We start from the raw sequence: 19,791 nt of genomic DNA, 5'->3' as shown, positions 1-19,791 counted from the left end.
GCCAATCCATATGAAAAATTGGAGTCCAAGTACATTTAAAGATTTTCACAACGCAGAACACGATGCATGTGGTATTGTATCCGCTATTGAAAAGAAAAAAATCCCAACAAAGAAAAATATCGACGACTGTATAGATGCTTTAGTCAAAATGAACCACCGTGCCGGTTTCATTAACGGTGAAGGCGATGGTGTCGGCATCCATATCGACATCCCCCGTGCACTTTGGAAAGAAAAACTGGAGAAAGTCGGCGAGGACGCTTCCCTCGTAGACCGTGAAGATTTCATAGTCGGCCATTTTTTCATCAATCACCATGTTGATGTGGACCAAGTGAAACAAGAGATTACGAGCATTTTAGAAAAAGAATCTCTTAAACTAGTTTTCGCTTCTGATACGGTAACATCTTCTGAAGCATTAGGACCGATCGCCATCATTCAAGACCCGGTGTTCTGGCAGATAGCCTTGGTTTCAGAAAAAGAAGATTGCACGCAAGCGCACCTGTTCCATGCTGCCATTGAAATGGAAAAAAATGATGACGTACATGTCGCATCCCTATCCAACTACCATGCAGTATACAAAGTAATGGGTGCAGGTGATATTTTGCCAAAATTCTATCATGACCTGGCTAACCCGCTTGTTGCTTCCGCGATGACACTTGGGCATAACCGCTATTCTACCAATACACTATCTAACTTTTTTCGTGTGCAACCATTTAGCGTCCTAGGCCATAACGGTGAAATCAATACGATTGCAAAGCTTCGTGATGAAGCGACTATGATTGGGGTTCCACTGACAAATGGCGGCAGTGATTCTCAAGACCTAAACAGAACGATCGATACGCTGATTTCCCGCGACGGCTTCACGCTTTTCGAAGCGCTAGATATTGTATTCCCACCAATCGTTAACGAAATTAAGAGCTATCCTGCTCATTTACAGGACCTTTACACATATGTGCGTGAAACATGGGGCCATTTTGCACAAGGTCCTGCAGGTATCATCTCCCGTAATAAAGACGAAGCGGTATTCAGCCTAGATGCCCTTGGCTTGCGTCCAGTTTGGATGCTTCAGACAGAAACTTCGTATTATTTTTCATCAGAACCAGGTATCATTCCGACAACGGAATATACAGCAGAGCCGAAGCCTTTCTCTCCTGGTGAAAAAGTTGGGATGAAATGGGATGGCGATACGATTAAAGTATACGACTATCACGCATATCAAGAGGAAGTATACCAACGCATGAACGAGAAGTTTCCTTTGGAAGGATTCGCTGAACGCCTGAATGCACCGAAACTTGATAACTATGTATCTACTGCCCCACTTGCAAAAGTGCATAACGGCCATTATGCTGCATTCGGATGGGATCGTGAGCATATCCAGTTGATTGAACAGATGGCGGAAAAAGGGGCAGAACCAATCCGTTCCCTAGGTCATGACGTACCGCTTGCTGCCATGAATCCAGGTCGCAACAATATCGCTGATTTTATAAAAGAAAGCGTAGCTGTCGTAACAAATCCAGCCATTGACCGTGACCGTGAGACAGAACATTTCTCCACAAGAACAGTCCTTGGTGCCCGTCCAGCTCTTCAAAAAGAAGACGAAGTACCAAATGGCTACACAATGGAACTTCTTTCTCCATTATTAGTAGAAGGCCAGGTTGGCATGGATTGCGCAGCAGAATTGGGGCAGCCTTCCTACGACCAAGTAGTAAACCAGTTCCACACACAAGGGCTCACATATTACTTAGATGCTACCTGTGGTTCAGATGAAGATATCCCTTCTGCTTTGAACCGTTTAAAAGCGGAAGCGTTGGAAGCAGTAAAAGACGGCAAAACATTATTGATCATGGATGATGCCCAAGCACACAAGGACGGCCAGCTTTGGTTGGACCCTCATCTTGTGACAGCTGCAATTAATGAAGAGTTGGTTCAACATCAATATCGTCGTAAATGCGCACTATTGCTTCGTTCCGGTGCCATCCGCTCCCTTCATGATGTTATGGTCGCAATCGGCCTTGGTGCAAATGCCCTCAGTCCATACCTGCTATTTGGAACAGTGAGCGATGAGACAACTAAGCCTGTCGTAAACCTTTTCGGAGCACTGACAAAAGGAATGGAGAAAGTCATTTCCACTATTGGAATTCATGAGTTACGGGGATATGGCCGTCTTTTCTCGGCAATTGGACTTCATAAGGAAGTCGAGGGTGCACTTGGAATCGTTAACTTCCTCGGCTCTGAAAAACTCGGTTTTAATTTTACAAAACTAAAAGAGGATGCTGCAGAACGCGCAGTGGACTTTGAAGATGAAAAAGCCCGTCCAGGCAAGTCGTTCCACCTCTTCCCTCGTATCTGGAAAGCAATCGGAGACGTAGCGAAGAACGGAACGTATGATGATTATCGTGAAAAATTGGATGAGCAAGAAACGAAAAACCCTATTACTATTCGCCATTTAACTGACTTGAAGGTCGCCGGCAAACAACCTGCGAAAGAAAAAGTAAATATCGGGGTAGGGGCACATGATCTGCCATTCGTCATTGCTTCCATGTCATTTGGTTCTCAAAACGAGATTGCGTTCAGGGCTTATGCCGAAGCAGCGGATAAACTGAACATGGTCAGCCTGAACGGTGAGGGCGGCGAAATCAAGGATATGCTTGGAAAATATCCAAAAACACGCGGTCAGCAAGTTGCCTCTGGACGTTTTGGAGTAAATGCCGAGTTACTTAACTCTTCCAATCTATTGGAGATTAAGATCGGGCAAGGAGCAAAGCCTGGTGAAGGCGGACATCTACCTGGATCTAAAGTTACAGCTAAAATCGCCGAAGCACGTAATGCAACGATTGGATCGGATTTAATTTCTCCATCCAATAACCATGACATCTACTCCATTGAAGACTTGGCGCAGATGATTGCAGAGTTGAAAACAGCCAACGATCAGGCAAAGGTTGCCGTAAAAGTACCTGTTGTTCCTAATATCGGAACGATTGCAGTTGGAATTGCCAAAGCCGGTGCAGACATCATTACAATCAGTGGTTTTGACGGCGGTACAGGGGCAGCGAGAATCCATGCGCTTCAATATGTAGGATTACCAGTTGAAATTGGGGTAAAAGCTGCGCATAACGCCTTGATTGAATCCGGTCTCCGCAACAAAGTGGAAATCTGGGCGGACGGTGGAATCAAGAGTGCACTAGACTGTATGAAGGTTATGCTTTTAGGTGCGAACCGTATTGGATTCGGAACTCTCTCCATGATCGCCATCGGTTGTACCACTTGCCGCGGCTGTCACTTGGATACTTGTCACGTGGGAATTGCAACGCAAATCGAATCCGAAGCACAAGCAAAAGATCACGGCCTGCGTCGCTTTGTTCCTAGACAATCAGATCTTGCCGTACAAGGCTTGATGAATCTGTTTACTGCTTTTGGTGACGAACTGAAAGCCTTAACCGCTTCCTTAGGGTTTGATAACCTGCAGGAAATTGTCGGCCGCTCTGATCTTCTTGAGCAAACGCGCGGCTTAGAATCGCTGGATCTCTCCAACTTGCTTCATATGCTTGACGTGCCACAGCTTGCACAAAAAGAAGTCGCTGCAAGCATGGAAAAAGAAAAGCTTCTTGTTGCAGCTGGTGCAGAATATCTCGATTACCAAGAAAGCGACCTGCATGAATCCCGTCAATTTGATGCGGTAACAGCAGAACAACGTGTCCTTGGTAGCAGAGTTTCCTGCCACCGTGTTCGCGGACGTTTGGATGGTTCATACCTGGAGCTGCCTGAAGTGGAACTTCGCTATAACAAAGGCTCCATCCCTGGTAACGGACTTGGTGCTTACAACTCTACTGGTATCAACATCAAAGTTGAGGGTGGCGCACAGGACGGCATCGGGAAAACAGCATTTGGCGGAAGCATCTTCGTCTTTAAATACAAAGGAAAAGATGGCAAGTTCTATAACGGCTCTGTCGGAAAAGGGTTTGGCTACGGTGCTCAAAAAGGAGCGCTTGTCGTGCAAGGAAATGCGGACGCACGTGCCGGTATCCGTCTATCCGGAGCTGACATGATTATCGGCGGGAAAGTTACCACTCCTATCCCTGCTGTCGAGCACGGCAACCTTGGTGTCAATGCCAACATCAAAGGCTTTGCATTTGAGTACATGACAAATGGCCGTGGCCTTGTCCTTGGTGACCCTGGTCCGTGGATCTGCGCGGGAATGACAGGTGGAGCCGTCTACCTACGTCACCAGCCGGAAATGGGCTTAACAAAAGAAGCACTTCAACGCCGTATCGCAAAAGGCGCAAAAGTGAACATTGAACCATTGAATGCAACAGGTTTGAAGGATGTAGTGGAGTTACTTTCCATCTACCATCAATCCCTGCTAGATCAACACCAATTAGAAGAAGCCGCAGAAATCAAGCAGATGCTCGACAACCCGGCAAACTACTTCCTGCAAGTCAACCCTGTCAAAGAACAGGCCGACCCAGCAGTATCCACAGAATGATTAATCTCTTTACTACAGCCCGCAAACATCAATTTGCGGGCTTTTTTCTGTCATTTTAACGCTTGCGCTACTAAAGGAAACCGTGTATAGTACAATATCGAATAACATGATTACCACACTTCCGACATATACTATTAAGTGTTTAATTTCTGAAAGAACAGGCTATAAAATTCGGAAAGACAAGAAAGGACTTATTTTAAAATGAAACTTGGTGCCCGTATAGTCAAGACCGGTATCGCGATCACCCTTGCCTTGTTTGTGGCACAGTGGCTTAACGTCCCCACGCCCTTCTTTGCAGGAATCGCAGCGATCTTCGCTATCCAACCATCCATCTATAAATCGTATCAATCCATCATTGAGCATGTACAGGCAAACCTGATTGGCGCAATTTTGGCCATCATCTTTTCCTTACTATTTGGGCATGACCCATTCATCATCGGGTTGACCGCAATCTTTGTCATTGGAATCAACTTAAAGCTGAAAATAGAAAACACAATCCCATTGGCCCTCGTGACCGTTATCGCGATTATGGAAAGTCCAGGGGAAAACTTTTTTGAATTTGCCCTAATACGTTTCTCCACCGTCATGATTGGTATCCTTTGTGCGTTTCTAGTAAACCTGATCTTTTTGCCGCCTAAATACGAAACTAGACTTTATTACAAAGTGAAACTAACGACAGAAGACATACTTAAGTGGATCAGAATCAACATGCGTCACGGTACGGAACATCACCTTCTCAAAACAGATATAGAAATGCTGCATCAACGGGTGCTAAAGCTAGAACAACTTTTCATGCTGTATAAGGAAGAACGGACATACTTCCCTACTCTGAAAAAATCAAGCTCAAAAGCACGCAAACTGGTTATTTTCAGACAACTGATAGTTACAAGTAACCGGGCGTTGTATACATTAAAAATGCTCCACCGGTTAGAAAATGAATTGCATCATATGCCGGTTGAATACCAGCATTACATCAAAGCTGAACTGGATCACTTGGTTAACCTGCACGAACAGATCTTGTTAAAATTCGTGGGGAAAATAAAGCAGCATAATACGTCAGAAATGTACGAAGAAGAACGCTTTAACAAACAGCAATTTATCGATGAGTTCATGGCCCACAAAGACAACTGGTGTGAATACGAGGGTAACGTCGAGGTCTGGTATCACCTTTTCCCGCTCGTATCTAAAATCATTGATTACAGCGACCAATTGGAGCATTTAGATAAGTTAATCGACAGCTTCCAGAAATATCATGTGGATGATAATGAGTTTGAAATTGGAGCGAATGAAGAAGAATAAAATTTGGTGAGGCACTTTCCTGCTTTTTAAAAAGGGGGGAGGTGTTTTTGTTTGTGGAAAATTGCTTAATTGTAGAAGGTGGCTTGGGAAATGTAGAAGGAGATCCGGGAAATGTAGAAGGTCGGCTGTAAATGGTAGAACATCACTTAAAAATGGTCGAAGGTCTCCTCTAAATGGTCGAACCCTTGCCGCCGAAATCCGGGTCAATTTCATAAAAAATCCAACCTCCAGCAGATCTGCTAAAGGTTGGCTTACAAAATTAACTAATCTCCTGTATCGTAAACAAATTGTAATAGTGACCTTTTTTCCTCATTAATTCTTCGTGAGAGCCGACTTCTACAATCTTTCCGTGCTCAAGCAGCACAATGCGGCTAGCATGGGTGATGGTGGACAGTCGGTGGGCCACGACAAAGGTTGTCCGGTTGGCCGCCAAACGTTCTAGCGACTCCTGAATCAGATGTTCACTCTCCAGATCGAGCGCAGATGTCGCCTCATCCATTACAAGGATTGGCGGGTTTTTCAAAAATACACGGGCAATGGCAACACGCTGCTTTTGGCCACCAGAAAGCTTGACACCGCGCTCTCCCACTTTCGTTTCGTAACCCTGTGGCAAACTTGAGATAAACTCGTGAGCATTGGCCGCTTTGGCCGCTTCTATGATTTCATCCATGGTTGCATCCGGTTTTCCAAGGGCAATATTATCTCGAACAGTATCACTGAACAAAATGCTGTCCTGCAATACAATCCCGATTTGTTTGCGTAACGACTGAACGGTAACATCGCGAATGTCGACTCCATCGAGCTTAATCTTGCCTTCTGTAACATCATAGAATCGTGGCAACAAGCTCACCAACGTCGACTTTCCGCCACCGCTCATCCCTACAAGGGCAATGGTTTCTCCCTCCCGGACTTGCAACGACAGATTCTTCAAAACGTACTCTTCATTTTCTTCATATTTAAAAGAAACATTTTCAAAGCTGACTTCACCTCGGGCAGTCTTACATTCCACGGCATTCGGTTTATCTGTAATATCATATTTTTCATCTACAAATTCAAACACGCGGTCCATCGATGCAATGGATTGGGTCAAGGTGGTGGAAGAGTTTATCAATCGTCGCAACGGATTGTAAAGGCGGTCAATATAGGCAACAAACATGACCATTTCCCCTACCGTCAAGCCCTGATTAATAACCTGATAGCCTGCGTATCCAATTACAAGCAGCGGTGCAATGTCCGTAATGGTATTCACTACCGCAAAGGTTTTTGCGTTCCAGCTTGTATGGTCCAATGCTTTTTGCAGAAAATTTGTGTTCTGTTTTTTAAATTGCTCCTGCTCATAGTCCTCGATCGCCATGCTTTGTATAACAGGCATCCCCTGCACCCGCTCATGCAAGTGACCTTGCACCTCTGCAAGTGCCTGTGAACGGACTCTTGTGAGGTGGCGCAGACGACTGTAAAAGTATTTAATTGAAAATCCGTAGAACGGGAACAGCATGATAGACACAAGAGTCAACGTGATATCCACTTGGAACATAATGATGATGACTATTAAAATGGTCGCAAGGTCGAGCCAAAAGTTCATCAAACCGGTGATCACAAAATTCTTGGTCTGTTCCACGTCATGAATGACCCTTGAAATGACTTCGCCTGCCCGGTTGTTCGCATAAAAACGCAAGCTCAGCCTTTGAATATGATCGAACAACTTGTCCCTTAAGTCATACAGGACCTTACTGCCTGTCCATTGTGCAAAATATTGTCTGTAGTATTCGATTGGCGGTCTTAACACCAAGAAGGTTACAAAGATTGCGCCCATGATCATGAGCAGCTCATTCGTTTTCTCCTCTGCTGAACGGCCGTCTACAAGTAAAATGTCATCGACTACGTATTTCAATAATAAAGGAATTAATAAGGGCAACCCGAATTTCAGCATTCCTATAAGGATGGTACCGACAATCTGCCACCGATACGGCTTTACAAATTGCATGTACCTTTTTATACTATCCAATTGACTTCCTCCCAAATGATGCCTGCTAACTATTCTTTCTTTTAGCTTCTGCTTTCCGTTTTGAAACATGTATTGATTCTTATAAACGTCGCTGTTGATTTGCGCATTGGGCTTCCATCAACAAACAAAAAAGGCCTGGCATATCAAGTTACCAGTTGCCTTTTGCAAGAAATTATCCTCGGTAAGTAAGGTAGCGCTCGTACCATAAATCAATAAAGTCAGGAGCAAACGGACCTTTTCGTTGCCTGATCCAAGAAATCAATGTTTGAACATTGCTCTTCAGGATCTTATCTATGACTTCCGGATAGTTCATTTCTTTACGGTGCTTTTCATACTCGTCTTCGTCCAACAATATAAACGTCATATCCGGGAACACTTTTATATCCAAATCATAATCTATGTATTTCAACGCTTCATCATCCGCTATAAAGGGTGAACTTATATTGCAATAATAGTACACACCGTCTTCTCTGATCATGCCGATGATATTGAACCAATGCTTTCCATGAAAATAACAAATCGCTGGTTCTCTTGTGACCCAGGTTCTACCGTCCGATTCCGTCACAATGGTTTTGTCGTTTCCACCAATAACAAGGTTTTGCGTCCCCTTAAGCACAGTCGTTTCATCCCAAACTCTGTGGATGTATCCGTTATGCTTATAGCTATGTATTTGTATTGTTTCACCTTCTTTGGGACAACCCATTCCTCTTCCCCTTCTTTCTATTTTATGCCCGCACTTCTCAGCTAAAAGCAAACCATTTTCTACTATTATAACGGTTCCCGTGAGATTTTAAAACAAAAGAGCCATCTTTATGAAAATAAGATAGCTCGAACGGTATAGGGAAGCCCTTGTAGAATGTGAATTTTTCTCTTAGATAGACTCTTGTAAGTGGAAAGATTTTATTGCCTCTTCTGTTTGAGTTTCAAAAACGAGCTGAATTTCCGCTAATTCCTCTTTCATTTTTGCTATATCCTCTTTTAATTTTCTCAGCTTTTCCGCTTCTTCCTTCAATTGCTCCAACTGCTCTATCACCTTCTGATTACGTTCAATCTCCCCCTGAAGCAACAACAACCTATCCATCGTCTTCAACTGCTCTGCCACTGCTAAATCAAACCTATCCACCATAAAATCCTCCTCCTTACCAAATACCATACCCTCTACACATAACATTCTGCCCCTATCCCTCAATCCCTTTGACTACATATGTTGACCCAAGGGAAGTTTTGTCGAGTGATTTTCAAAACAACGAAGAAGCACTCCCCATCGGTTTGATAAGGAGTGCTTCGTGTTATTGCTTAATTATTGTTGTTGGTTTTGTTGGTTCTTTCTCGCTGCAGATTGAGCGTTTTGTTGTTTCACGTGTTGCGCGCTAGTTTCGCTCGCATACTCAGCACCGTATTGTTGTTGTTGGTTTTGTTGAGCATTTTGTTGTTTCACGTGTTGTACGCTTGTACCAGAAGCTGTTTTAGCTGCTTGGTTTTGTTGGTTGTTGTTTGCCATTGTTTATCACCTCCACGAAATTTAAGATAACCATTTCGGAAGGAAACTATGACAAAAAAACAAAAAAATATTTTCAGTATATTTTAGACCAGTAAAGAACGGCCGCCATCCACGATAATCGTCTGTCCTCGAATCATACTAGCCTTTTCAGACAATAAGAATAACACCGTATTCACAAGGTCATCCGGTTCTACCATACGTCCAGCAGGTGTATTGTTCTTTGCATCCTCAAGCAACTCTTCTCTATTAGGAAAATGCTTCAACGCATCCGTATCCACCGCTCCGCCGGAAACCGCATTTACAACGATATTTTTATCTGCAAGCTCCACTGCAAGGTAGCGAGTCAATGCTTCAATAGCGGCCTTCGATACTCCAACAGTCGTGTAGTTTTTCAAATAACGAATAGAGCCAAGTGAACTGATGCTGACTATTTTTCCGCCGCCTACCTTCTCCATACGTTTTGCTGCCTCCTGTGCCAAGAAAAGCAAAGCCTTAGAGTTGATATTCATGGTCCAGTCCCAATGAGACTCCTCCAGTTCCATCACGTGACGCAACACACCTGACGCGGCGTTACTCACTAATAGATCTAGACGGCCAAACTCTTCGTCAATTTTCACAAACATTTCCTTAATCTTTTCCGGTTGTCCAACATTGGCTTTTACAGTCAATGCCTTCACACCTAGGGCTTCGATTTCTGCGGCTGTTTCTTGTGCCGCCGATTTACTGCGATTATAGTTGATGACAATGTTATAGCCGTCCTTCGCCAGCTCCAACGCAATTTTTTTACCGATACCACGACTGCTTCCCGTTACTAATGCTACTTTATTTGTCATGTTCTCTACTCCTTTATGTATGGAAACTATATCTAATATCTTTCAGTATAAGCCTTATTGATTCATCAAACAATAACAGCATAGAAATTGCCAATAAGGAGGCAGACGCTATGTACGTCGGACGTGACATGACCGAATTATCCATGCATTCCAAAAAAGAATGGAAAGATAGTGAACTGGCATATTTTCACCATTCCTTGCAACAAATGGTCCCATATCTAAATGCAGAGGGTCAAAGTATTCACATGGAGATTGTGAAGGAAATTGAAGCTCGTGGCGGTTTTCAACGACATGAAGCAGATTGGACACATGGTACCCGAATAAGTTATGACTGAACATACAAAAGGATCAACCGCTGATGGTTGATCCATATTATTTTTCACTCTATTGTTTTAAGATATTCCTTCCACATGTTTTGATGGGAGACAGGAAAAGCATACTCCTTCATTTCTTCAACTGTCACAGCAACAAGGTCGCTATCCTGAGAAAGCTCTCCGCTCCAGCTTCCAACATACACATTAACATCCCATACTAGATGTGAAAAAACGTGCTTAATATCACATATAAAGTCGCCAGGAGTGATGTTCAAACCGTATTCTGTGCTCATCAATTGCTGTAACTGCTGTTTTGCGGTACCAAGCTCATCTACTTTTACGAAATTAGGAAATTCCCATAGGTTTGCTAACAACCCCTCGCTTGGCCTTCGGTGAATTAAAAAGCGACCGTCATGATCTTGTAAGATTCCAGCAACAAGTGCCACTTGTTTTGTCGATTTCTTTTTCGTTTTTACAGGAAGCTCTCGCTGCACTCCTTCTGCGAAAGCACGGCAATGTTCTCTGACCGGACATAACAGACAGGATGGTGAGGTTGGTGTGCAGACCATGGCACCGAGTTCCATCAACCCTTGATTAAAGTAGGACGGGTTTTCTTTTGAAATTAAATCCCGGATCACTTCTTCAAAAATTTTACGAGTCTTCGGTTTGGCGATATCCTCTCTAATCAAAAGTATCCGTGATAGAACTCGCATAACATTTCCGTCCACGGCAGGTTCTGGAACACCATAGGCAATACTAAGGATGGCTCCTGTTGTATAAGGGCCCACTCCTTTTAACGTAGAGATTTCCTTTGGTGTATTTGGGACAATCCCACCATAGTTTTCATGGACTTCCCTAACAGCACTTTGCAGGTTTCTGGCACGAGAATAATACCCCAGGCCTTCCCAAGCCTTCAGTACTCTGTCTTCCTCCGCCTCCGCTAAGCTTTGGATGTTTGGGAACTGTTCAATAAAGGAATTAAAATAAGGGATTACTGTGTCCACTTTCGTCTGCTGGAGCATGATTTCTGACACCCAAACTTTATAAGGGTCCTGATCCTTACGCCATGGCAGAATTCGCTGCTCCCGTTCAAACCAAGTAATTAAATCATCTTGAAAACCATATATATCAAAGTCATCGAGTCGTTCGTGATGGATACTTTCTTTTTTCAAAATAAACCTCCAAGTAATCAGCTAGTAATTTTCAAGCCTATATATTCAACTGCTCCGGCCTCTGTATCAATATATTGGGACAGTTCATGGAAAATATGGCTCTGTTGCGAACCACGCAATGCTTTCATGGCAAAATAATGAGATTCTGTGGGAAGTAAAAAAGATTCACGATAATAAGCGGCACCTTTCTCAGAACTGGCTTTTGTCCAGCTATAATCGTTTGCTCCCATTTGGTTCATTGCTTGTAAAACCCGTTGCATGGTTTCTTCATATTGAAGAGTCACTGTTTCCTTTATAGGATATTGAATGAAAATATGCAACTGTTTTGTTATCATGTTTGAAAACACCCCTTTTGCATCAGACTAATTAAAAAATAAAATACGACCGTTTACCGATCAACCGGAAAGGAGGCCGACCATTGGATACAGGAACACATGTTGTAATGGGGATCGCACTTGGATCCATGGCTACCATTGATCCATTTGTTGCGAGTCACCCTGCTACAGCTACCGCCATCATGATGGGAGCTGTAATTGGTTCACAGGCTCCTGATACGGATACTATCTTGAAATTCCGAAATAATGCGACATACATTAGGAATCACCGTGGAATTACCCATTCTATTCCGGCAGTGTGCCTCTGGCCGTTTCTTATAGCGCCGGCTATTTATTTGTTTATCCCGGAAGCCAATTTTCTTTACTTATGGATTTGGACATTTATAGCGGTAATCCTTCATGTTTTTGTCGACATTTTCAACGCTTATGGGACACAGGCGCTCCGTCCTTTTACAAAAAGATGGGTTGCCCTTGGAATTATTAACACTTTTGATCCAGTAATATTCGGCTTTCATATTGCCGGACTGGTTCTTTGGGGAACCGGATTTCACCCAGGCTACACTTTCTTGGCGATTTACGGCATATTGATTGCTTATTATGTGCTTCGTTATCGAATGCAACAAAAAGTGTTGCAGCAGGTGAGGGAAATCATTCCAAGTGTCAAGCAGACCTTGATCTCACCGACACTTTATTGGAATCAATGGCATCTGGCCATAACCACTAAAGATAATTTTTATGTAGCACGAGCGGTCAAGTATCAAATCTTCATTCACGATACATTTGAAAAAGTACCGCTACCCGAAAATGCTATTATTGAAGCGGCAAAATTCGACGACAATGTGTCCGCATTTCTTTCTTTCTCTCCTGTGTATCGATGGGAAATGGAAGAATATGATGACCATTACGAGGTTCGGTTCATTGACCTTAGATACCGAAGCAAGGATTATTATCCGTTCGTCGCCATTGTTCAGCTTGATCATGACTTGAATATCATAAGCTCATATACAGGATGGATTTTCAGTGAGGAGAAATTGCGAACCAAATTGGAGATTATTCCGAATATAGACTAAACCGCTCGACCAACCGATGGGTCGAGCGGTTTTTTTAATGTGTCAGGTGATCGTCTACATTCAAAAGATGCATGTATTTCGGGTTATTTGAAAAGAACTCATGAAGACTATCTCCATGGCGATCAATGATTTGCATGACCATCCTCTCTGTCATGTCTTTCCCCTTGTATTGGTATCCTGCCTTCGCGTAAGAGCTCTCAAAATCCTCCCATAAAAGTTCCACCCATGTTCTTGCCTTTTCATAGGTTAATGCAGGGTTTTTCTCCATCAAACTTTCCGCAAGTCGTTCAAAATATTGTTCCATTACACACACTCCGTTCGGTTTTGGTTTAATTTCACTACGCTTATCATTACATATAATCGCTTCTAAAATCCAATATTAAAGATAGATGCCGGGTGGAACTTTGGTACCCGCATCCACTTAGCGAGGAGGCGAGTCGCATGAGGAACAAAGCGAGAAACTTTCCAAACCCCAATGACAACAAGTTTGAAGGGGAAGGTCGGGCAAAGTCTGAATATGCTTCAAAGCGTGCTAATGGAACGATTAATACGCATCCACAGGAGCGCATGCGTGCTTCTGGAGCCAGAGAAGAAGATACATTCTAAACTTTGCAAAGCTACCCTAACTAATAGGAGGTTGTTATCATGGCAAAACAAAATCATAAGCCATCACGCAGTAATCCTTTTACGTTAAATGACCATCCGTTTCCGCAGCCAAATGCACACTCTAAACACTCGTTCCGTCAAGTAAACGGTGAAACGCAACAAGCGCAGAATATCCAGATCTTAGAAGTACAGACGAGAAAAAGATCTTAACCGATCAAAAAAGCAAAGAGGCATCACGCTTCTTTGCTTTTTTCGTTCATAAGCATGGATATCGGCAGGCCTTCTTCTTCTTTGCTAGTGGTATCGCCGTGAATTCTATGTCCCCAAGCAAATACTCCATTCATATATGTAACTTTAAAATGCACCCCGGGGTCGCCTTCTATTTCATACACATCTCCTGGTTTAAAGTCTTCCGGGTCTAGCATATAAGCTTTGGCCATGGTAATCTTTCGTTCCAACACGGCAAATTCATTTACAATACCTAGCTGTTCCGCCTTTCGAGCCTTTTCTTTTAATGTCGCGATTTCCTGATGTAGCTCATGCGGTGTCATCTGACTGTAACGCTTTTCTTGTTCCACTTGCTTTCCCCCTAAAAAATCTATATAAAATAAGAATAGCACGATTCTCACATTACAAAAAGCTATTATGAAAAGAGTGATATAGATGCAAACCATATTGATTACCGGTGCCGGCACAGGCCTAGGCAAGGAACTGGCGCTATCTTACGCGAAAAAGGGTCACACCATCATATTGACAGGCAGAAGATTAGATCCACTTCAGGCTGCAAAAGAAGAAATTCAATCTGTTGGGGCAAAAGCGTTCTCTTACCAAATGAACATAAGTAATGTAGAGGACGTTAAGCAAACTGTAAATAGAATTACCTCCGAACATAATGTGCACTATTTATTGAACAATGCAGGTGCAGGCTGCTTCGGTCCGCTAACAGAATTAGATGATAAAGAAATAGAAACAGCCATTCAAACAAACGTACTGGGGACCATCTTTTTAACCAAAGAACTACTTCCTCATTTGTTGAAACAAGAAGATGCCAAAATTATGAACATCATCTCCACTGCCGGCCAAAAAGGAAAAGTGAATGAAAGTGTCTATGTTGCCAGTAAATTTGCGGTCCGCGGTTTCACAGAAAGCCTTCAAAAAGAATTAGAAGGAAAGGTACATGTCATAGCAACCTATATGGGCGGAATGGACACGCCTTTTTGGGAGGACACTGATCATATTAAGGACAAGTCTAGGTTGAAATCTCCCCGAGAAGTAGCGGAGAAGATCGTTGCTCAGGATGACAAATTGGAGATACAAATATGACTTAATAGCTTAACAGCCGTTTGGAACGAGGTCTGTCCCAAACGGCTGTTTCTTACTTCTACCGCTAATATTAATTGTTCTACCATTTTGAATAGACCTTCTACATTTCCCGGATTTTCTTGTACATTTCCCGAGCGAACTTGTACACTTAAGAGTGAATGTTCTACCCTTTTGCTAATTTTACCTTATTAAAGTCAGTTCCCCTGATTCTCCTCCAGCCAGCGTTCAATCAAATCCATTCCAAATCCTTTTCTATACAAGGCACCCTTCATTTTCATCCTATATTCGTACCCCTCAAGCTTTGCGTACTTTCGGTGATACTTTTCTGCTTGTTTTGCGATTGCTTCCCACTCTTCTGAAGTATCCTCTTCTAGCTCCGCTTCTTCAACGGCAATCTTAATGACGGAAAAGGAATACCCTTTTCTCATTAATGCCTGCTCCACCTTTTGAATCATAATTTTAAACGAATCTTTTTTATATTTTGGCGCGTACTTTAACACAAGCTGTACTGCATGCTCCATCTCCGTGTCTGGGCTATATTCCGTTTCAAGCACATCTATAATAATTTCCTTGTTCACACCTTTTTCAAGCAATTCCTTTTCAATGACGCCTCGCCCTTTCAAGGTGGTGTTCACCTGAGTCCTTACATACGCGTTTGTGAATTCCCTGTCATTCAAATAGCCCTGCTCCTTCAGTCTTACGACAATTTCTTTATTGACAAATGGTTCATATTCTTTTTCTTTTAAATAGTCCAGGATCTCTTTTTCTGTTCTCATTCGAAAAGAGAGATAGTGAACCGCTGTATGATATGCTTTATTGATTTGATCGCTAAAGAGGATTTCTTCTATATCCAGATCATCAAGTTCCTTGCCTTTTACAAGCTGAAATTTCAGTAACGTTGCTTCATACACAGCAAACGCATACTCCTCGTCCAAAAAAATATTGAACCGTTCCTTGTTTTTTTGCTGCACCGATATTTTTGTTATTTTGCCCATTTTTGCTCTCGCTCCGTTTCTTAGCACATTGGCCCGTATTAAATAAAGGATATTTAGGGAAAAGAACTAATATAGTATGTAAATATTCTCTTTGGAGGGTGATATAGATGAAGATTGCCATTGCAGGCGGTACGGGGCTTGTTGGTCAAGCACTGACAGACCATTTAATTGATAAAGGATATTCTATCTTTATTTTAACGCGAAACAGCTCGAATAAAAAGGAAAAAGCAAATGTCACCTATGTGGAATGGCTAAATGACTCTGCCTCTCCGGAAACAAGTTTGGATGGAGTGGATGCTTTTGTAAATTTAGCTGGCGAATCCATCAACAGCGGCCGCTGGACAGAAGAACAGAAAAAGAAAATTATCGAGAGCCGTATTTCTTCTACAAAAGAAATAAATAGAATTATTTGCTCGCTGCAAAAAAAGCCAGAAGTATTGATCAACGCAAGTGCCATTGGCTTTTACGGAACTTCCCAAACCCAAACTTTCACCGAGGAAGAAACCACACCAGGATCTGACTTTCTCGCTTCCACTGTCTATGCTTGGGAGAAAGAAGCGGAGAATGTCAAAGATGAGAGTGTCCGCACTGTTTTTACCCGTTTTGGGATTATTTTAGACAAAGACGAAGGGGCACTCCCACGGATGATTCTTCCTTACAAAATGCTTGTTGGCGGAAAAATAGGCTCTGGCGAACAGTGGATGTCTTGGGTGCATATAAAGGATGTAGTCGGAGCTATTACTTTCTGCTTGGAAAATAAAGATTTAGAAGGTCCTGTCAATGTAGTCGCCCCGCAGCCAAAACAAATGAAAGATTTTGGTAAAACACTTGGAAAAGTGTTGGGACGACCACACTGGTTTCCTACACCCGGTTTTGCTTTGAAAGCGGCTCTTGGAGAAATGAGTGTACTGGTACTGGAGGGCCAAAAAGTGCTGCCGGCAAAATTAGAGGAAAAAGGCTATAATTTCTTATTTTCCCATCTTGATGACGCTCTGTCCGACATATTACAATCAAAGTAATGACAGAAAATTAGGAGTCTTCTATGGGAATAGTTATGTTTAGAAACGCAACGGTCTATCCCGTCACATCCGCTCCGCTTTATAACGGAGAAGTGATTACCGAAAATGGGAAAATAAAGATGATTGGCAAAGGATTAACGGTCCCTAAAAACGGGAAAGTGATAGAGTGTAATGAAAAATTTTTATTTCCGGGATTCATCGATGTACACACCCACCTTGGCTTGTATGATGAAGGAACCGGCTGGGCAGGAAACGATGCCAATGAGACAGTCGAGCCCTTGACTCCGCATATTCGTGCCCTGGATGGGGTCCACCCTTTTGATCCTGGTTTCCAAGATGCCATCCAGTATGGAATCACGACCGTTCATATTATGCCGGGAAGTGCGAATGTTATCGGGGGTACCACCTCGGTAATTAAAACACATGGCGTGAACATTTCCAAAATGATCATTCAGGAAACTGCTGGTCTTAAAGTCGCTTTTGGAGAAAATCCGAAGCGAATTCACAGTCAGGGGAATAAGGATTCGATTACCCGAATGGGGATTATGGGTATGCTACGTGAAGCCTTTTATCAGGCAAAACATTACGATAATCCTGAAAACCTGCGGGTAAAACCAATTGTGATGGCACTTGAACAGAAGATTCCTGTTCGCATCCATGCTCATAGGGCAGATGATATTATATCTGCCGTCCGTTTTGCAGATGAGTTCAATTTACGTTTTACGATTGAGCATTGTACAGAAGGACATCTGATTGCAAACGAATTGCGCGGACGAAACATGAAAGTCTGTGTCGGTCCCACCATGACCAGGAGATCCAAGATTGAGCTGAAAAACAAAAACTGGAGAACCTATCAGGCATTATCAGAAGCAGGTGTCGAAGTTTCCATTACGACAGACCATCCATATACCCCAGTGCAGTATTTAAATGTATGCGCCGCATTGGCTGTAAGGGAAGGGCTGGATGAACAAAAAGCACTAGAGGGAATCACGATTACTGCTGCTAAAAACCTTAACGTTTCCGACCGGGTCGGGAGTATAGAAATTGGGAAGGATGCCGACTTGGTACTATGGTCTCATCACCCGTTTCAATTCCTCGCAAAGCCTGTCATGACAATGGTTGAGGGTGAAATAATTTACCAAAAAAATTAACAAAAAAGTTGTTTCTTTTTTAAATAAAATCGAGTATGATACGTAGGTAAACAAAATTAAATCAACTAACAATTTGTGTTTAAAATGTTAGGGAAGGCAAATGGTGCGCCACCAGTAAAACTGGTTCTAGTGGGTTCGATTCCCACCCCGAAATTTTTTGTAATTTAAAAAATTTCGAGGGTGGGCCAGTCTTCACGTGAACGTGACAGTTCTGCCCTCAATTGGAGGGTTAGACATGCTCAAAAAACGTGATTTCCAAGAATCTCAAACTCTTTATGAGTTAATGGTGCACCCTGAAGTCTTCCCTTTTGTGCGTCATAAAGCGTATTCCTACGATGAGTTTCTTTTCCTGACAAAACAGACCATCGAAGCAGAAGAACGCGGAGAATTGATTTCACGTACCATTCTTGATGAGTGGGGCACTCCAATTGGAACAATCAATCTCTTCGATGTGCAAGACGGAGCAGGCTTCCTAGGCACTTGGCTAGGAAAACCATTCCATGGCAAAGGCTACAACCAGCCTGCCAAGGATCAATTCTTCGAGGAACTGTTCTACGAACTCGATATTCAATCCATTTTCATGCGCATCCGCAAGGTAAATGTCCGTTCTACAAAAGCTGCGGAAAAGCTACCATATGTGGTCCTTGCAAATGAAACACGCAAAAGTCTTTTAGATGAAATTAATGACGGCGAAGATATTTACAATTTATACGAAATCTCCCGCGACCAATATACATTATACAAACTGCGCACAGGACACGAAGTGTTGCATGAAGAACATCAGTTGAAAGAAGCGTAAAAATATTGCGTCTGCCCTATATTATGGGGCGGGCGTTTTTTAGTATATTTTCCCACTTTTTAGCTAAAACTGTTGGTATGCAGATATTAAGGAGGGATTCTTGATGAATGATAAAAAGCGTCGTGAAAAAGCGAAGACAACATTGAGCAAAACGCAGGAAGTTACCTATTCTCGTGAGTTTAAGATGGCAGATCGAGTGGGCGGATATTTAGAAAGACGCAGATAGGATCGTACTTGATTTGCTTTGATGCACCCTTCACCTTTAGGGCTTTCACGCTCTATGGGGAAGGGTTTTTCATTTGCCGAGATAGGCTCTATAAACGATCTGACTCGCTCGATTTACGTTTCGGGCGATTTCTGACCAGAATCGGGCGATATTTCGAATTCACGGGCGATTTTGGAGATTTACGGGCTATTTCTTTAAGGAAATCGGGCGAAAATTTAAAATTACGGGCGATAATAGAAATAATCGGGAGATTTGAAAAAAATTCCACATTTTTGATAACTACTAATATTCTGTACACCTCTTCCTCTCCAACATCTCCCTCACATCACATCCACCATCAAAGGTAACCCTATTCAAGAAGACATAAAGGCGCAACAGAAGTTTGTACCTTATGTCTATCGCATATTCTTAGGAGGGTTTCGAATGGGACGTTCACGCGGACATCAATCTGGTGGTAAGAACAAATCGTCACTTCCACAAGTACCTAAGAACATGAAAAAAGCTGCACAAGATGCAGAATTCGCGAACGAGCAACATGCTGATAATGAGATCCTAGAAGCACAAGCTCGCGCATCAGCAGCTGGAATTAAACGAAACAGCAAGAAAGATACCTTCAGATAGTTCCACCATTGTGCCGGGATTGAACCAAATCATCCCGGCTTT

At 42.8% G+C, this 19,791-nt stretch carries 22 protein-coding genes; 12 read left to right on the top strand and 10 right to left on the bottom strand.

Going from position 1 to position 19,791, the window contains the following annotated elements; translation table 11 throughout:
- The first annotated feature begins 10 nt into the window (after window positions 1-10).
- Complete coding sequence (locus LG307_RS05220; protein ID WP_404448762.1) at window positions 11-4,480, top strand: glutamate synthase-related protein; 4,470 nt, start codon at window positions 11-13, stop codon at window positions 4,478-4,480.
- Window positions 4,481-4,681: 201 nt separating this feature from the next.
- Window positions 4,682-5,779: an aromatic acid exporter family protein gene (locus LG307_RS05215; RefSeq protein WP_404448760.1), complete on the top strand. Its 1,098-nt coding sequence runs from the start codon at window positions 4,682-4,684 to the stop codon at window positions 5,777-5,779.
- A 259-nt stretch (window positions 5,780-6,038) separates the two neighbouring features.
- Here the strand turns inward: LG307_RS05215 and LG307_RS05210 are convergent, their stop codons facing one another.
- The 5 genes from LG307_RS05210 to fabL form a co-directional block, all read right to left on the bottom strand.
- A complete protein-coding gene (locus LG307_RS05210) occupies window positions 6,039-7,784 on the bottom strand; it encodes an ABC transporter ATP-binding protein (protein WP_404448759.1) in 1,746 nt (581 codons plus the stop codon).
- Between the two features lie 172 nt (window positions 7,785-7,956).
- Complete coding sequence (locus LG307_RS05205) at window positions 7,957-8,487, bottom strand: DUF402 domain-containing protein (protein ID WP_404448757.1); 531 nt, start codon at window positions 8,485-8,487, stop codon at window positions 7,957-7,959.
- 168 nt (window positions 8,488-8,655) lie between these two features.
- Window positions 8,656-8,910, bottom strand: coding sequence for a YgaB family protein (locus LG307_RS05200; protein WP_404448755.1), 255 nt, complete (start codon window positions 8,908-8,910; stop codon window positions 8,656-8,658).
- A 174-nt stretch (window positions 8,911-9,084) separates the two neighbouring features.
- Window positions 9,085-9,285 (bottom strand): gamma-type small acid-soluble spore protein, encoded by a 201-nt coding sequence (locus tag LG307_RS05195; protein WP_404448753.1) that lies wholly within the window; start codon window positions 9,283-9,285, stop codon window positions 9,085-9,087.
- Between the two features lie 83 nt (window positions 9,286-9,368).
- Entirely contained in the window at window positions 9,369-10,118 is a 750-nt protein-coding gene (gene fabL / locus LG307_RS05190) for an enoyl-[acyl-carrier-protein] reductase FabL (protein ID WP_404448751.1), read from the bottom strand.
- Window positions 10,119-10,228: 110 nt separating this feature from the next.
- On the opposite strand from fabL, the gene LG307_RS05185 reads away from it, so the two are divergent.
- The gene (locus tag LG307_RS05185) at window positions 10,229-10,453 is read left to right on the top strand and encodes a hypothetical protein (RefSeq protein WP_168863399.1); all 225 of its coding nucleotides are present in this window, start codon (window positions 10,229-10,231) and stop codon (window positions 10,451-10,453) included.
- Window positions 10,454-10,497: 44 nt separating this feature from the next.
- Here the strand turns inward: LG307_RS05185 and mutY are convergent, their stop codons facing one another.
- Window positions 10,498-11,604, bottom strand: coding sequence for an A/G-specific adenine glycosylase (gene mutY, locus LG307_RS05180; protein WP_404448748.1), 1,107 nt, complete (start codon window positions 11,602-11,604; stop codon window positions 10,498-10,500).
- A gap of 17 nt (window positions 11,605-11,621) precedes the next feature.
- Window positions 11,622-11,939 carry a hypothetical protein gene (locus tag LG307_RS05175; RefSeq protein ID WP_404448747.1) on the bottom strand — a complete coding sequence of 106 codons (318 nt, stop codon included), beginning with the start codon at window positions 11,937-11,939 and terminating at the stop codon, window positions 11,622-11,624.
- An 83-nt stretch (window positions 11,940-12,022) separates the two neighbouring features.
- Between LG307_RS05175 and LG307_RS05170 the strand changes: the two genes are divergently transcribed.
- Complete coding sequence (locus tag LG307_RS05170; RefSeq protein WP_404448745.1) at window positions 12,023-13,009, top strand: metal-dependent hydrolase; 987 nt, start codon at window positions 12,023-12,025, stop codon at window positions 13,007-13,009.
- Window positions 13,010-13,043: 34 nt separating this feature from the next.
- Here LG307_RS05170 and LG307_RS05165 read toward each other — a convergent pair whose 3' ends face one another.
- On the bottom strand, window positions 13,044-13,313 hold the full coding sequence (locus tag LG307_RS05165) for a YfhJ family protein (protein ID WP_404448743.1): 270 nt from the start codon (window positions 13,311-13,313) through the stop codon (window positions 13,044-13,046).
- A 137-nt stretch (window positions 13,314-13,450) separates the two neighbouring features.
- On the opposite strand from LG307_RS05165, the gene LG307_RS05160 reads away from it, so the two are divergent.
- Together LG307_RS05160 and LG307_RS05155 are read left to right on the top strand one after the other, a co-directional pair.
- Entirely contained in the window at window positions 13,451-13,615 is a 165-nt protein-coding gene (locus LG307_RS05160) for a small, acid-soluble spore protein K (RefSeq protein ID WP_010198995.1), read from the top strand.
- Window positions 13,616-13,654: 39 nt separating this feature from the next.
- Window positions 13,655-13,825 (top strand): YpzG family protein, encoded by a 171-nt coding sequence (locus tag LG307_RS05155; protein WP_010198993.1) that lies wholly within the window; start codon window positions 13,655-13,657, stop codon window positions 13,823-13,825.
- 23 nt (window positions 13,826-13,848) lie between these two features.
- On the opposite strand, the gene LG307_RS05150 is transcribed toward LG307_RS05155, so the two are convergent.
- The gene (locus LG307_RS05150) at window positions 13,849-14,193 is read right to left on the bottom strand and encodes a YfhH family protein (RefSeq protein ID WP_404448741.1); all 345 of its coding nucleotides are present in this window, start codon (window positions 14,191-14,193) and stop codon (window positions 13,849-13,851) included.
- A gap of 85 nt (window positions 14,194-14,278) precedes the next feature.
- On the opposite strand from LG307_RS05150, the gene LG307_RS05145 reads away from it, so the two are divergent.
- Window positions 14,279-14,938, top strand: coding sequence for an SDR family NAD(P)-dependent oxidoreductase (locus tag LG307_RS05145; protein WP_404448739.1), 660 nt, complete (start codon window positions 14,279-14,281; stop codon window positions 14,936-14,938).
- 194 nt (window positions 14,939-15,132) lie between these two features.
- Here the strand turns inward: LG307_RS05145 and recX are convergent, their stop codons facing one another.
- Entirely contained in the window at window positions 15,133-15,933 is an 801-nt protein-coding gene (gene recX, locus LG307_RS05140) for a recombination regulator RecX (protein WP_404448737.1), read from the bottom strand.
- A 107-nt stretch (window positions 15,934-16,040) separates the two neighbouring features.
- Between recX and LG307_RS05135 the strand changes: the two genes are divergently transcribed.
- The 5 genes from LG307_RS05135 to LG307_RS05115 all read left to right on the top strand — a co-directional run bounded on the left by LG307_RS05135 (window position 16,041) and on the right by LG307_RS05115 (window position 19,749).
- Window positions 16,041-16,952, top strand: coding sequence for a TIGR01777 family oxidoreductase (locus LG307_RS05135; RefSeq protein ID WP_404448735.1), 912 nt, complete (start codon window positions 16,041-16,043; stop codon window positions 16,950-16,952).
- A gap of 23 nt (window positions 16,953-16,975) precedes the next feature.
- Window positions 16,976-18,103, top strand: a complete 1,128-nt coding sequence (locus LG307_RS05130) for an amidohydrolase (protein WP_404448734.1) — start codon at window positions 16,976-16,978, stop codon at window positions 18,101-18,103.
- A gap of 235 nt (window positions 18,104-18,338) precedes the next feature.
- On the top strand, window positions 18,339-18,902 hold the full coding sequence (locus LG307_RS05125; RefSeq protein WP_404448732.1) for a GNAT family N-acetyltransferase: 564 nt from the start codon (window positions 18,339-18,341) through the stop codon (window positions 18,900-18,902).
- A gap of 103 nt (window positions 18,903-19,005) precedes the next feature.
- The gene (locus tag LG307_RS05120) at window positions 19,006-19,128 is read left to right on the top strand and encodes a YfhE family protein (RefSeq protein WP_404448730.1); all 123 of its coding nucleotides are present in this window, start codon (window positions 19,006-19,008) and stop codon (window positions 19,126-19,128) included.
- A gap of 423 nt (window positions 19,129-19,551) precedes the next feature.
- The gene (locus LG307_RS05115) at window positions 19,552-19,749 is read left to right on the top strand and encodes a YfhD family protein (protein ID WP_088017384.1); all 198 of its coding nucleotides are present in this window, start codon (window positions 19,552-19,554) and stop codon (window positions 19,747-19,749) included.
- The last annotated feature ends 42 nt before the right edge of the window (window positions 19,750-19,791 follow it).

The sequence above is a fragment of the Sutcliffiella horikoshii genome, from assembly GCF_044809035.1.
Lineage (GTDB): Bacteria > Bacillota > Bacilli > Bacillales > Bacillaceae_I > Sutcliffiella_A > Sutcliffiella_A horikoshii_G.
Note: the sequence above shows the minus strand (reverse complement) of the source record. Positions and strands in the feature narration are given on the sequence as shown.

Coding starts and splice junctions, on each gene's coding strand:
- LG307_RS05145 (WP_404448739.1), top strand. CDS start 14,279: ATGCAAACCATATTGATTACCGGTGCCGGCACAGGCCTAGGCAAGGAA.
- LG307_RS05220 (WP_404448762.1), top strand. CDS start 11: ATGAAAAATTGGAGTCCAAGTACATTTAAAGATTTTCACAACGCAGAA.
- LG307_RS05195 (WP_404448753.1), bottom strand. CDS start 9,285: ATGGCAAACAACAACCAACAAAACCAAGCAGCTAAAACAGCTTCTGGT.
- fabL (WP_404448751.1), bottom strand. CDS start 10,118: ATGACAAATAAAGTAGCATTAGTAACGGGAAGCAGTCGTGGTATCGGT.
- LG307_RS05115 (WP_088017384.1), top strand. CDS start 19,552: ATGGGACGTTCACGCGGACATCAATCTGGTGGTAAGAACAAATCGTCA.
- LG307_RS05165 (WP_404448743.1), bottom strand. CDS start 13,313: ATGGAACAATATTTTGAACGACTTGCGGAAAGTTTGATGGAGAAAAAC.
- LG307_RS05200 (WP_404448755.1), bottom strand. CDS start 8,910: ATGGTGGATAGGTTTGATTTAGCAGTGGCAGAGCAGTTGAAGACGATG.
- LG307_RS05175 (WP_404448747.1), bottom strand. CDS start 11,939: ATGATAACAAAACAGTTGCATATTTTCATTCAATATCCTATAAAGGAA.
- LG307_RS05120 (WP_404448730.1), top strand. CDS start 19,006: ATGAATGATAAAAAGCGTCGTGAAAAAGCGAAGACAACATTGAGCAAA.
- LG307_RS05155 (WP_010198993.1), top strand. CDS start 13,655: ATGGCAAAACAAAATCATAAGCCATCACGCAGTAATCCTTTTACGTTA.
- LG307_RS05185 (WP_168863399.1), top strand. CDS start 10,229: ATGTACGTCGGACGTGACATGACCGAATTATCCATGCATTCCAAAAAA.
- recX (WP_404448737.1), bottom strand. CDS start 15,933: ATGGGCAAAATAACAAAAATATCGGTGCAGCAAAAAAACAAGGAACGG.
- LG307_RS05135 (WP_404448735.1), top strand. CDS start 16,041: ATGAAGATTGCCATTGCAGGCGGTACGGGGCTTGTTGGTCAAGCACTG.
- LG307_RS05130 (WP_404448734.1), top strand. CDS start 16,976: ATGGGAATAGTTATGTTTAGAAACGCAACGGTCTATCCCGTCACATCC.
- LG307_RS05215 (WP_404448760.1), top strand. CDS start 4,682: ATGAAACTTGGTGCCCGTATAGTCAAGACCGGTATCGCGATCACCCTT.
- LG307_RS05160 (WP_010198995.1), top strand. CDS start 13,451: ATGAGGAACAAAGCGAGAAACTTTCCAAACCCCAATGACAACAAGTTT.
- LG307_RS05205 (WP_404448757.1), bottom strand. CDS start 8,487: ATGGGTTGTCCCAAAGAAGGTGAAACAATACAAATACATAGCTATAAG.
- LG307_RS05125 (WP_404448732.1), top strand. CDS start 18,339: ATGCTCAAAAAACGTGATTTCCAAGAATCTCAAACTCTTTATGAGTTA.